At 67.1% G+C, this 12,851-nt stretch carries 6 protein-coding genes, 1 tRNA gene and 2 pseudogenes; 6 read left to right on the top strand and 3 right to left on the bottom strand.

Annotation, left to right across the window (positions count from 1 at the left end):
• Positions 1-150: 150 nt before the first annotated feature.
• The 5 genes from HEB94_RS32775 (at position 151) to HEB94_RS32755 (ending at position 5,372) form a co-directional block, all read left to right on the top strand.
• Positions 151-702 (top strand): hypothetical protein, encoded by a 552-nt coding sequence (locus HEB94_RS32775; protein WP_192753435.1) that lies wholly within the window; start codon positions 151-153, stop codon positions 700-702.
• 551 nt (positions 703-1,253) lie between these two features.
• The gene (locus HEB94_RS32770) at positions 1,254-3,041 is read left to right on the top strand and encodes an ATP-binding cassette domain-containing protein (RefSeq protein ID WP_238362793.1); all 1,788 of its coding nucleotides are present in this window, start codon (positions 1,254-1,256) and stop codon (positions 3,039-3,041) included.
• Positions 3,034-4,854 (top strand): ABC transporter ATP-binding protein, encoded by a 1,821-nt coding sequence (locus tag HEB94_RS32765; RefSeq protein WP_192753433.1) that lies wholly within the window; start codon positions 3,034-3,036, stop codon positions 4,852-4,854. The genes HEB94_RS32770 and HEB94_RS32765 overlap by 8 nt, the downstream gene beginning before the upstream one ends.
• 133 nt (positions 4,855-4,987) lie before the next feature.
• Positions 4,988-5,064 (top strand) — tRNA-Ala (locus HEB94_RS32760).
• Positions 5,016-5,372, top strand: coding sequence for a Scr1 family TA system antitoxin-like transcriptional regulator (locus tag HEB94_RS32755; protein ID WP_337918572.1), 357 nt, complete (start codon positions 5,016-5,018; stop codon positions 5,370-5,372). Before HEB94_RS32760 ends, HEB94_RS32755 begins: the two co-directional genes overlap by 49 nt.
• A gap of 502 nt (positions 5,373-5,874) precedes the next feature.
• Here the strand turns inward: HEB94_RS32755 and HEB94_RS32750 are convergent.
• The 3 genes and pseudogenes from HEB94_RS32750 to HEB94_RS32740 all read right to left on the bottom strand — a co-directional run bounded on the left by HEB94_RS32750 (position 5,875) and on the right by HEB94_RS32740 (position 10,567).
• Positions 5,875-7,277: pseudogene (locus HEB94_RS32750) on the bottom strand (IS1380 family transposase).
• Between the two features lie 128 nt (positions 7,278-7,405).
• Positions 7,406-8,608, bottom strand: a pseudogene (locus HEB94_RS32745) (IS110 family RNA-guided transposase).
• 837 nt (positions 8,609-9,445) lie between these two features.
• Positions 9,446-10,567: a phosphotransferase enzyme family protein gene (locus tag HEB94_RS32740; RefSeq protein ID WP_192753431.1), complete on the bottom strand. Its 1,122-nt coding sequence runs from the start codon at positions 10,565-10,567 to the stop codon at positions 9,446-9,448.
• Positions 10,568-11,432: 865 nt separating this feature from the next.
• On the opposite strand from HEB94_RS32740, the gene HEB94_RS32735 reads away from it, so the two are divergent.
• The gene (locus HEB94_RS32735) at positions 11,433-12,842 is read left to right on the top strand and encodes an IS1380 family transposase (protein WP_192753430.1); all 1,410 of its coding nucleotides are present in this window, start codon (positions 11,433-11,435) and stop codon (positions 12,840-12,842) included.
• Positions 12,843-12,851 lie beyond the last annotated feature (9 nt).

Here is a 12,851-nt window from a genome sequence, read left to right as displayed (position 1 = left end):
ACGACGGCTGCCCGGTTCCTGGCGCGACGTCACGGCCTGCGCCGGTACAGCTCCGACACCCAGACGTGGGTGCATCGAGACCGGGCACTTGCGGCTGGCGTCGACCTACCGGCCCGTGGTCCGGGTGCCGACTATTACGACCGCCGGCAGATGATCATGGAGGATCTGCGCTCGCTCCCGGCGGGTCCGCTGATCGTGGCCGAGGGAGGACTGATTACCCCGGCGATGGCGAGGCCTGAAAATCAGGCCGTCTGGCTGTTCCCGTCGAGGGATGTCCAGGTCGCGAGGCTGCGGGTCCGGCACCGCGGCGAAGTCCCCTGGTCTTACCTGCAGGCCATGGAACCGACGATCGAGCAGCTCGCGGAAACCGGCATCGCCACCATCGCCGTCGATCATCTGTCCGTGGAAGAGGCGATCGCTGAGATCGAACGGGTCTTCGCGCCTCGTATCGGCAAAGGCCCTACAGCGACGACCGTCGAGGAGAGGCGAAGTCTTATCCGGCAAGCGAACCAGGCGCTCGTCAACCAGTACGCCAGCCCATCCTCGCGCCCACTGACGACCGTCGATCCGGATAGCGTGATCCGCACGTTCGACTGTGAATGTGCCCTGCCGGAGTGCACCGCTCTCGTCGAGCTGACGATCAGTGACGCGGCGGCGGCGAGCGCGGCGCCGCCCCCTTCCATCTTGGCTATCGAGCACTAGCCGCCCAACGCTACAGGGGATCGAACGGCCACGGGCCCTCCCTGTACCCCAGACCGGAGCCGACCAGGGTACTCAGCGGTCAATGTCGGTCATGACAACGACCCTCGCGCGACGGCTTGGGGTCAGCTGGATCGGGTCTGGCCGGACACGCCGCGACAGGCCATGGGCCTGCGTATGCATGGGAATCCCTACGATGTCCGCAGCCGGATGTCAGCCGGTGCTGGATCGGGGCGAACCTGGTATCGTCCGGCGGCAGGTCGTAGTCCGGTTGGAGGTGGTTCCCGTGTCTGGTTCGACATCTGCGGTGCTGCCTCGCCGAAACCGATAGCGCGCTCGACCGTTCGGGGCCCACCGCATCAGCTCTCTTCGCGGAGGTCACTGATGCGTCTTTGTTCTGTCTTGCCCAGCTTTCCTCGTCGTCGACTTTGCTCGACCCTGCTCGCGGGGGGCTGTTGATGTTGACTGTTCTTGCGTACGGATACCGTGTCGCACCCGGCCTCTTGCTCCTGGCCCTGGGGTCCGCTGTGCTCAGTTCACTCAGCTGGGTGGCGATGCTCCCGCTTGCGGGACTCGTGATCGGGTCCGGGGGTCGGTTCGCCTCCGGGAGCGGCGGTGCGGCCACACAGTTCGTCGTCCTGGTGTGTCTGCTTGTCGCCACGTTCCTGGCGAGCTCGGCATTGCCGCTAGTGATGGACCACCTGAAGACTGCCCTACGCACCACGACAGAGGCGGAGACCGAGGACGCGCGGTTGATGCCGTTCGTTCGGCCACGCGGTGTCGCCCACCTTGACGACCCGATCGTGCACAACCTGCACTCGGCTTCGGCAGGTGTTGGTTGGACGTCGATCAGCCTTGCTGTCACGTCCCAGATCGGCTTGGCGGCCATCCACACGTCATTACTGGGGACGTGTGCGGTGATCGGATCGATCCTCGGCTGGTGGTATGCGGGCTTGCTGGTCGGGATCACCCTGCTGGTGGAGGTGTGGCTCGCTCATCTGCGCAGGACGGAGAGCGCGGTGTGGGCGAGTGACACCGAAGGGCAGCGTCGGGCCGAGTACGTCTTCGACCTTGCGATGGGCCGCTCCGCAAAGGAGTTGCGGGTGTTCGGGTTGTCGTCCTGGCTGACGGATCGTTACGTGGCGCTGTGGAAGTCCACCATGGCGACGGTCTGGACAGCTCGCAGACGCACGGCCCTGATCACCGCCGCGGCCATCGCGGTCTACGCGGCCGCTCTGCTGGTCGGGATCGTGTACGCCCTCAGCGCTGCCCGTCGAGGGGACCTGTCGGTCGCTCAGGTCAGCACCGTCATCCCAGCCCTTGTCGTGGTACCGCAGACGCTTGGCGCCTTGATGTGGTGGAACTCGGGCCTGGGCAGTGGGCAGACCGGGCGTCAGGCGTTGCGCGCGCTACGAGACCTGGACGCCAGGGTGGACGAACCGGGCCCGTCAGTTCCCGGCGCCGCACCACACGGCGCCGGGCTTCAAGGCGTCGTGTCGCCTGTTTGGGACGGCGCCAGTGACATCGTCTTTGAGGACGTGTGCTTCCGCTACCCCGGGCGTGACCGTGAGGTGTTGAGCGGACTCTCGCTGCGGATCGCGCCTGGCGAACGGCTCGCCCTGGTCGGCGTCAACGGAGCCGGGAAGTCCACCATCGTCAAGCTGCTCACCGGCGTCTACCGCCCGACGTCGGGCAGGGTGCTGGCAAACGGCATCGATCTGGCGACCCTGGATGGGGCCGGACTCGCGCGATGGCAGGGGCAGGTCGCCGCTATCGTGCAGGACTTCGCCCGTCTCCCGATGTCTGTCACCGAGAACGTCTTACTGCGTTCAGCACCGTCGGACCGGACAGCTTCGGAGCGACTACGAGCGGCTGTCAACGCTGCCCGCCGGGCAGATGCAGACGAACTCATCCAGGGACTGCCGGGTGGGTGGGACACGGTGCTGTCCGCGGAGTTCGAGGGCGGGGTCGACCTCTCGACGGGTCAGTGGCAACGGCTGGCCCTCATGCGGGCGCTGGCGGCGATCGAGAACGGCGCCGGGGTGCTGGTTCTCGACGAGCCGGCCGCCGCACTCGACGTCCGCGCCGAAGCATCCCTGGTCGACCAGTACCTCCAGCACACCGCGGGCGTCACGTCGCTGATCATCTCCCACCGGTTCTCCGTCGTACGCCCAGCCGACCGGATCGTGGTCCTGGCCGACGGACAGATCGTTGAGTCCGGCACGCACGAGGAGCTGATGGCGTCTCGTGGCCGGTACGCGCGCATGTTCAGGCTGCAGGCGGACCGGTACGCGGCCGTCCCCAGCGCGAGCGGTTCGCGGTCAGGAGACCAGGATGCCTGAGACTGACACCATGTATGGCCCTGCGCCGAGCCGCCTGCTTCCGCTGCGTCTCTGGCTTGCTGCCGGCTTCGGCCCAAGCCCGAAGCTGACCTGTGTTCAGCTCGTCCTAACGGCCATACGGGCCCTTGCTCCGTTGGTCACACTCGTCGGGGTGAAGCTGGTCATCGACGCCGTCATCGGGGGCGATACCGCCGGTCTCGTGTCCATGCAGGTGGGAGCCGGCCTCCTGATCGGCGGCTTCGCACTCACTGTGCTGGCATCGCCCGTTCTGGATCCCATCGAGGCGACGGTGAATGATCGTGGCCAGGTGTACATCCACCGAGAGCTGATGTCGTTGGTTTCAGGGATCCCCGGCGTCGCGCATCACGAAAATCCCACCCTCGCCGATCGGGTGGCATACCTGCGCAGCCGGATCGGTGACATGGGCCTTATCAGCACTGGACTGGTGGCCACGATGGTCACTGTTCTGGAGGTCGTTGCCACGTTCGGTTTGCTGGCCAGCGTACGACAGGAGTTCTTGGTGCTCCCGGTCCTCGGACTCCTCCGGGTCTGGTCGGGCACGGTTGCCGGCAGGTGGGAGCAGGACGCACGGCAACGGGTAGCTGTCCACCGTCGAATGCGTGCGAGCCTGAAGTCAATCGCCACGGCTCCTCGCCACGGCGTGGAGGTCCGGACCTCCGGCCTGTCCGAGCTGCTCCCCGACCACCATCGCTCGTTGCTGGCGACCGAGCGTAAGGAGATGGTAGAGGCCAGCTCGCGCGGCCTGGTCGTCGAGCTGGCCGCGCGGTTGGCGTTCGGGCTCGGCTACGGGGCGGCGATCGTCTACATCGTCCTGCTCGTACGAAACGGCCTCGCACCGTCCGGCGACATCGCCCTGATCGTGCTGCTCGCCGCCCGGGTCGACCAGACCGCAGGCACGGTCGCCGGCCACGTCCGAGGTACCGCGAGGACGTGGCGGGACTTCAAGGCCTACGCAGAGCTCGTCACCTACGCCAAGCAGAACCTCGAGCGGGCCACTGGCGGCGAGCCACCCGTCGTGCTGCGCACTGGCATCACCTTGGCAGGGGTCGGGTTCAAGTACCCGCAGGCGGAGGCCCCCGCGCTACGTGACGTCGACCTGCACCTGCCCGCTGGGAGCAGCGTGGCTCTGGTCGGCGAGAACGGCGCCGGGAAGTCGACGCTGGTGAAGCTTCTCCTTCGCCTCTACGAGCCGACGACCGGCTCCATCAGAGTCGACACCGCTGAGCTTGCCGACATCGACGCTGACATGTGGCGGACTCGTACCAGTGCCGGTTTCCAGGACTTCGACCGGTTCGAGTTCCGCGCCTCCGACACCGTTGGCGTCGGCGATCTCCCTCGCCGAGGTGACGTCGGGGCCATTCGTCAGGCGCTGCGACGCGGTGACGCCACCGATGTCGTCGCCCACCTGGAGGCCGGATTGGACACTCAGCTCGGCGCCGCGTGGACGGGTGGTGTCGACCTGTCCGTGGGCCAGTGGCAGCGCCTGGCGTTGGCGCGGTCCTTCATGCGCCCTACGCCACTGTTGCTGGTTCTCGACGAGCCAACCGCCGCACTGGATGCCGAGGCCGAGCACACGCTGTTCGAACGGTTCGCCCGCGCGTCCGAGGCGGCGCGGGAGGTCGGTGGCGTCACGGTGCTCGTCAGTCACCGGTTCTCCACCGTACGGATGGCCGACCTCATCGTCGTACTGGACAAGGGCCGGATCGTCGAGGTCGGCGACCACAACCAGCTCATGGCCGCGACGGGCCTCTACGCCGAACTGTTCACCCTGCAGGCGCGGGCCTACACCTAAGCCCGGCCCGAGCTGTCCCCGCACGAGGTAGTCCACTCTCAGCCCAAGCCAATGCGGGTTGCTGATCCCACAGGCCTTCATGGTCTACGGCGGTTAACAACGGGCGGAACCCCGGGGTGTTCGGCGGCGTGATCGAGCGCTCAGCTGGGCGTCAGTCCTGGATTTGCCTTTGCAAGGCAGGGGTTAGGGGTTCGAGTCCCCTCGTCTCGAGGTTCCTCATCGCCCCACCGGATGTGATGCGCGGACAGCTCGACCGACTCCAGACCGTCATCGGGACTCCCAACATCCGCTTCGGCATCATCCCGTTCGGGATCCCGCTGTCCACCACGCCGCAGAACTCGTTCCAGATCTACGACGACACCGCAATGGTCGAGACGTTCGTCGGCGAGACCACGCATACGCATGAGAGCGCCGCCGCCTATGCCCGCGTGATGGACCGACTGTGGAACGACGCAGTCACCGGCCACTCAGCCCGCAAACTCATCTTCGACGCCGTCGAGGCCCTTCCTCCGGCCTGACCGCGGGCTTCTGGTCGGCGGCCCGTCCCGCGAGCCCGGTTGTCGCACAGCACCTAGCGCGAGTGTCGCGCATCAGGTGGCACTCGACGCGTGGCCTGGCCTCTGCGTTGCTGTGTTGACCTCTTAGAAGTCGAGTGTCGCGCATCAGGTGGCACTCGACGCGTGGCCTGGCCTCTGCGTTGCTGTGTTGACCTCTTAGAAGTCAAGGCGCCGCTGACGCGGCGCAGCCGCCCGGCCGCCCTGCGGGCGGCGCTGGCGCGCCGTCCTCGGTCTCACCGGGCGACACGACGGGTAAGGAGCGGTGGCTGAGGTGGTCGCCGGACCGTCAGGCTTTACCCACCTCCCTCGGGTCGGGTCCCTAAGCCTGGATCCGTGGACCGGGCGGGTTGGTGATCTCGGTTTGCGGTGGTTGGTGGTGGGTTTGGCGTGGGCAGGGTTGGTGTGCTGGTCTGCCCAGCTTTCCTTTGGTCTCTGGTCGGGCCTTGGCGGCGGGTGGCTAGTTTCAGGTGACGCGTGGCGGCCCGGTCGCGGGCCGGAACACGTTGTGCCAAAGGTTGTTCCACTGTTCTGCCCAGGGCCAGTGCTCGGGTAGGTGCAGGACTCTCCGGCGCCCGGGGCGGGCGATTCTGGCGGGGACGGTGACGATGTGGCGGCGCAGGGTAGCGCCGCGGGCGGTGGCGTGGCGGGGGCTGGTGAGGGTGCCGGCGGCGCGGAGCAGGTTGGGGTGATGGCTGCGCAGATCGCCCAGGCGCTGTTGGCGGCGAACCGTCCTGAGGGTAGATGAGCCAACGGCCCGTCGATCAAATCGGCGAACACCGTTTCGATGATCGCGTGCCGGCGGTGGGTGATGTCAGCCTGCGCGGTCGGTTCGGTGTTGTTGGTGAAGAACGGGTGATGACGCCAGACCGGGAACAGCTCCTGGTCGCGGGCGCGGTCACGGACCCTGCGCACGATCAGCCGGGCGGTGACCGGGTGCCTGGTCGAGGTGAACGCGGTGAACTCCGTCTCGGCGACCTCGGCGTCGGAAATCAGATCGCCGGTGTCGGGATCGGTGACCGCACCGGGGTAGTGCACCGGTGTCCAGGCGTGCTCGGGGATGGAGGCGATCGCAGCGGTCACTGCCGGGTTCTTGGTGAGCACCACCGAGAACCGGACGCCTGCCTTCACACACGCGCCGACCACGGCGTGGTTGCCGAAGGCCGAATCGCCCCGCATCAGGATTGCGCCGGTCGCGCCGGCGGCGCGGGCGGTGGCGATCGCCTCGGCCACCATGCTCGCCGCGCCTTTGCCGGAGGCGGCCCGTCCGGCGCGGAGCCGGATCCCAGCCACCACAGGCGCGCCGTCACTGGTACTCAAAGTGGTGGCCAGCGGTGACAGGCCTCGGCGCAGCACCTGCCTGCCGGCGATCTTGGTGTGCTCGAAACTCCCGCCCAGCTTGGCGTGCCCATAGACCGGGCGCAACAGCGAGTCGATGTCGATGAACGCCTGTGTCCCGATACCGGGTAGCAGCCCGCTGGCCTGGACGAGGTTGACCAGATGGGCCCGCGCGACTGAGGCCAGCTGCAGGGTGTGGCCGTGGGTGAACTCCCGCAGAAACTGGCCCAGCGTCGCCGGCGCATACACCCCAGCGAACAGCCGACGCATCCCACCAGAGCGGATCACATCCAGATCGTCGATACAGTCCGCGCCAGCAGCCATCCCCGCGACGATCGAGGCCAGCTTGCCCGCCGGGTTCGCCGCCGCCGACCTCACCCTCGTCTCCGCGATCACGACACGACTGGAGACCAGCTCCGACAGGCCCGCCCGCTCGGCCAGCGCCATCACCGGAACCAACCCCGCACACGACACCAAATTCTGCTCATCGAACACCAGCGTGGTCCGCGACCACCCGTACGGTAGTTTCACTCTCAGTGCCTTTTGGATCGGGTGGGATCAGGACCTAGACACTCCAGATTCTCCCGACCCAGAAGGCACTACCTGTATCCCGACCCGCCGACGACCAGCCATCAGTCCACGGATTCTCAATGAAGTTGTCAAGTCGTTCGAGCTGCGGGCGTGTCGAGTTCGAAGACCCGGTTGTCGCGGAGTAGAGCCCACAGGACGTCGACGCGGCGTCGGGCCAACGCGATGAGTGCTTGGGTGTGTTTGAGTCCCTGTCCACGCTTCTTGAGGTAGTAGGCGCGGTTGGGTCCCTCGCGCATCATGGCCGCGGAGGCGGACAGGTAGAACACTTTGCGCAGCTTGCGTGAGTAGCGCATCGGCCGGTGCAGGTTCCCGGTGCGTCGTCCGGAGTCACGCGGGACGGGGACGAGCCCGGCAGCTGAGGCGAGCCGGCCGGCGTCGGCGTAGCCGCTCAGGTCCCCGGCTGCGGTGATGAGCTCGGCGCCCAGGATCGGGCCCATGCCCGGGGAGGGACTCGATGATCTCGGCCTGAGGGTGCGCGCGGAAGGTGGTGGTGATGCGAGCGTCGAGATCGCTGATCCGAGCGCCGATCGCCAGGATCTGGGCGGCGAGGTCGGCCACGATGCTGGCCGCGACGTCTTGCCCGGGCACAACGGTCTGCTGGGCCTTGGCCGCGGCCAGGGCAGCGGCTGCGATCTGGTCAGCGCTGCGGACGTTGCGCTTGACCAGCCATGCCCGCAGCCGCGACTGCCCGATCCGACGGATCGCCTGCGGGGTCTGGTAGCCGGTCAGCAGAGCCAGCGCGCCGCGGCTGTGGGCGTAGCCAAGGACCGTTCCAGGGCAGGGAAGTAGCCACTGAGCACGTCGCGGAACCGGTTGACCATGCGGACCCTGTCGCCGACCAGATCGCTGCGATGGGTCACCAGCAGCCGCAGCTCGCTCACCAGTGAAGTGGAGACCTCCACCTCCTGCAGATCGCTACGGTGTCGAAGCGTCTCAGCGATGACATATGCATCGCGGGCATCGGTCTTCGCTTCACCGCGGTAGGCGCCCGCCATCTGGTTCACGGTTCGACCAGGCACGTACCTGCCGCGCTGACCGTGCGCCGCCAACAGTGCCAGCAGGAGCCCCGACATGGTCCCGGTGACGTCGACTCCCCACACGACCTCCTCAGCCCGAGCGAGCACGCTGCCAACCGCGTCGAGGATCGCAGCCTCGTCGTTGATGACCTTCGCCGACCAGGCGGTCGCCCCGTTTTCGTCGATCAGACAGACCCAGTGATGACCCTTGCCGACATCGACGCCCACCCAGCCGAACGGGATCCGCTTCTTCATCAACTTCTCCTTCGAGCACACGAACATTGCCGTGGCCCGAAGGACTCCCCGCCGACAGATCCGTAAACAGCGACCAGAACGCGCATCTCAATCAGCAGTCAAGGCGCCCCAGGAGGAGCCGGGCGGCCAATCCATGGGAGCCATCAAGGGCGATCAAGGCTCAGCCACACCCAGCCCTCCCGGGCCAACCAAGAACTTACGGATCGAGGCTAAGACCGGGGGACCGCCTCGGGCAACAACGGGCAGGACAGGAACCCGCCCGAGCCGCGGAAGCTTACGGTCCCCCGGTCTCCGCGACCCGAGTCAGGCCACCGGCCAAAGCCCGCCGCTCCTTCCTTGTCCGCGCACCGGAGGTCGGCGGCGCCTGGTGGGACACTGCCGTCATGACCGAGGCTGTAGAGGTTGATCTGAACGCTGAGGAGCGTGATTTCCTGCGTCGCGGCCTCCTGGAGTGGCGGGGGCCCGCCCGATGCACCGACCAGCTCGCGGTCGGAATGGGGTTCCGGAGCCGGGACCACCTCCGTGGCACCCGAGCCCGGGTCCCACCCAGGGCCAACGCCTCGACAAACCGTCGGTGCGCCTCCGAATAGACCACATCGAACGCCAGCGATGACTTACCCGACCCCGACACACCCACCACGGCAGTCAGCCCGGGCCCGAAGCTGACGTTGACCTCGCGCAGGTTGTGCTCAGCGGCGCCCTGCACCCGAAGAATCCGATCCGGCTGGCGCCGCTTCATTCCACGGGAGCGCTGGACTGCTCTGTCTGTGAGGACGTGGCGGTCCACCCCGCCAGCCTTGCCGGCCGCTGGTCGGCTGCGTTGTCGGGCCACGGGGTTCAGTTCCGCACTGCAGCGATCGCCTGTGCCGCCACACGTTCGGCATGCTCGTGGCTGTTCGGCCGCATCCATCCCTCGTCCATGGCCGGAACGCGACCGTCGTTGACGGTCATCCGGAAGCCGAGACATTCCAGCCAGAGCGCCCGCATGTTGAGGATCGCGGGGAGCCGCTGGCGTTCGTCATCGCTGAGTCGGACGTGCTGGGAGTAGCCATGCATGACCGCGGCAATATTCTCGGTGGCGTTGTGTTCGGCTGCGGTGCGCAGAAGCCAGGCCAGTGCGGGCAGGCGGGGACCGCGCCCGGATCCTGCCCAGCCAACGATCGAGAGGTTGCCGGGTGTGCCGACGGCGGCCCACGGGTGATAGTTGCCGTGGGTCAGCGCCTCGGGCAGGCCTTCGGCGTCGTCAGCGTTCTCGACCTGGTCGCGCAGCCACTCGAACTTCTCGCGACCCGCGGCGTTCACGTCGTTCTCGACGCTGATCAGGAAGCTCATCGCGGCCGCCAGATCCTCTTTCGGCCGCCCCACATGGAAGCCGCCGTCGTGCTCTTCGGCACCACCATCCCGGGAGACAGCGCCACCGGCCGCGGGAAGCGTGTGCAGCCGACCCAGGAGATCACCAAGTTCATGCCAGACGGCGGGGGAGCCGGCGCTCGGGCGTCCGCCGTCGATGAACTTGGTGACGATGATTCCCTTGCCGCCAAGGGCTGTCACGGGATCATCGCGGGCGATCCGTTCGGCCGGGAAGTCGTGCGCGGCAAGGAACTGCAGGATTTCGGCGTCACCTTGTACGCGGCTGACCCGGTCGGCCGATGAGGAGAAGATCCGCGCTATCCACTGCTGACCGTCGACGTGCTTGACGACCAGGGTCGAGGGATAGTGACCGGGCCAGGAGCCGTCTGGACGCGTGGCCGGATCGTCATCGATCGGCAGGATCGAGTTGATCTCGATCCCGTACTGCTGTTCAAGATGGGCCTTCAGCGGCACCTCTTCGAACGGGCGGGAATGGATGAACTCCTGCCGATTCGCCAATTCCAGATCGGCGCGTGCCTGGGTGTACCGCTGCCCGGTTGCGCGGGCTCGCTCACGCACCGCGCGCTTGAAGCTGCTCTGCTTGGTCATGACAAGCCTCCTCGACGTGTCCTCGCTCCCCAGCAACGTGACACTCGAACAGGCCTGAACCGATTCCGACCGTGAGGGCAGATTCCCCTTCGCCATCCCGAGGCCCGGCTGGGGCGAGTCCTCGCAGGCTCGGCGTCAGGTCAACGCCACGGGCCGATCATCATGCGGAAACGACACAATGTCAACCATCACCCACAAGAGCGCCAGCCTGTACAACCAACCAATCACCGCCCGAAAAAGGGCCTCGACGCCTGTCACCGGACACCAAACACGCTGCGAAGGCACTCGCTCAAAGGATCGCCCGCGAGCTGCCCGGTCAGGGGACCCTCGGGCGTGATCACTGGGCCCAACAGCGCCGCCACGAGGCCGCCCGGATCCGGACCGATGACCGGGCGGCTTTGCCTGGCGTCGGGACCCGGCGTTGGTCAACCCGGCGGGTCCAGGCCCAGGTGCTCCTGGCGAGCATCCGTAGCTCGATGCCGAGTACCCGCGTGTTGGTCACCGAACCGTGGTGGGGGGGAGTCGGACTGAGCACCTGTGCGTGCGACGTCCGATCCTGAGAGGTATCTGCGCGACGACGAGCAGCTGGCCGACGACGTTTGAGACCGGTCCTACAGTTCGTGATCCTGCTGCCCGTTCCTGCAGGTCAGATAGCCGTGCCATCCGCGTGCCATTAGCGCTGGCCAGCCAGGGATTCGCTAGGTCACCTCAGGCCACCGCTCCGGCCGAGTTGCTCTGCCTAAGCCTGGATGCACCGATGATCAGCGTGTGGTGAGCGGGTCGTGACGCGAGAATGCCCTTGCGTGTTGGGATGATCGGACTTATCTAGGGTTCGATCTATCCAGCACGGAAGGGCATCTCTGGAGTGCAACTCTCTCATACTGTTGCAGCGGTGTCTGCGGTGTTCGACGAGCCGAATCTGGTGTCGGCGGCGGGCCTGGTTCCACTGATGAGGCTGGCGGAGTCGGCAGGTCTGCAGGATCTCGCCGATTCGCATCTGAGTGTGCCAACGGACAAGGGCGCGAACGCCGGGTTGAAGGTGGCGTCTGTGGTTGCGGGGATGGCAGCGGGAGCGGACAGCATCACCGACATGGGCCTGCTCCGCCACGGTGGGATGCCCCGCCTGTTCACCGGCGCCTACGCGCCGTCGACGCTGGGATCGTTCCTACGGTCGTTCGCCTTCGGCCATGTCCGCCAACTCGATGCGGTCGCCTCCCGGTTCTTGACGGGCCTGGCCCAACACAGCCGGCTGGTTGCCGGGCTGGGCGACCCCCAGGGCCGTGTGCTGATCGACATCGACGACACGATCATCGAGGTCCATGGCTATGCCAAGCAGGGCTCAGGTTTCGGCTACTCCGGGATCCGTGGCCTGAACGCGCTGCTGGCGACCGTCACGACCGGCCAGGCGGCGCCGGTGATCGTGGGCCAGCGGTTGCGCCAAGGCTCATGCGGGTCCGCGCGGGGTGCGAGACGGCTGGTGGCTGACGCGTTGGCCACGGTGAACAAGCTAGGCCAGCATGCCGGGTTGCGGCCGCTGTTGCGGGCCGATTCGGCCTTCTACGGCCGGGCCACGATCGTGACCGCGATCAACGCCGGCGCGGATGTCTCGGTCACCCTCCGCCTGGACACGACGGTCAAGAAGGCCATCGCCTCCATCGAGGAGACGGCCTGGGCGACCATCGAGTACACCGACGCGGTCTATGACGAGCCCACCGGGTGCTGGATCTCTCGGGCCGAGGTCGCCGAGATACCGTTCACCGCGTTCTGCTCGGCCCGCAAGTCTGACCAGGTGCCGGGCCGGCTGATCGTGCGCCGGATCCCCGACCTCAACCCCAAAGCCGACCAAGGCCAAGACACCATCTTCACCACCTGGCGCTTCCACGCCTTCTTCACCACCACCGATCCAGGGGTGATGGACACGGTGACCGCGGACAAGACCCACCGCCACCACGCGATCATCGAACAAGTCCACGCCGACCTGAAGAACTCGGCCCTGGCCCACCTGCCATCCGGGAAGTTCGCCGCCAACGCCGCCTGGCTCGTCCTTGCCGTGATGGCCTTCAACCTCACCCGCGCCGCCGCGACCCTCACCGGCCCAGCCCTGGCCAAAGCCACCACCGCCACCATCCGCCGCACACTGGTCACCGTCCCGGCCCGGATCGCGACCTCCGCCAGACGCCTCACACTCCACCTCCCACTCGCCTGGCCATGGCAAAACCGATGGACCGACCTGTTCACCGCAACCTGCGACCCACCCACAGCGATCACCTACTGACCACCCGCC

The organism is Actinopolymorpha pittospori, from assembly GCF_014873875.1.
Lineage (GTDB): Bacteria > Actinomycetota > Actinomycetes > Propionibacteriales > Actinopolymorphaceae > Actinopolymorpha > Actinopolymorpha pittospori.
The sequence above is the reverse complement of the archived record's forward strand: the minus strand, read 5'-3'. Positions and strand labels throughout refer to the sequence as shown.

What these genes read in the sequence shown, in the direction of transcription:
- HEB94_RS32775 (WP_192753435.1), top strand. Translation starts at nt 151, where the DNA reads ATGATCATGGAGGATCTGCGCTCGCTCCCGGCGGGTCCGCTGATCGTG.
- HEB94_RS32770 (WP_238362793.1), top strand. Translation starts at nt 1,254, where the DNA reads ATGCTCCCGCTTGCGGGACTCGTGATCGGGTCCGGGGGTCGGTTCGCC.
- HEB94_RS32765 (WP_192753433.1), top strand. Translation starts at nt 3,034, where the DNA reads ATGCCTGAGACTGACACCATGTATGGCCCTGCGCCGAGCCGCCTGCTT.
- HEB94_RS32740 (WP_192753431.1), bottom strand. Translation starts at nt 10,567, where the DNA reads ATGACCAAGCAGAGCAGCTTCAAGCGCGCGGTGCGTGAGCGAGCCCGC.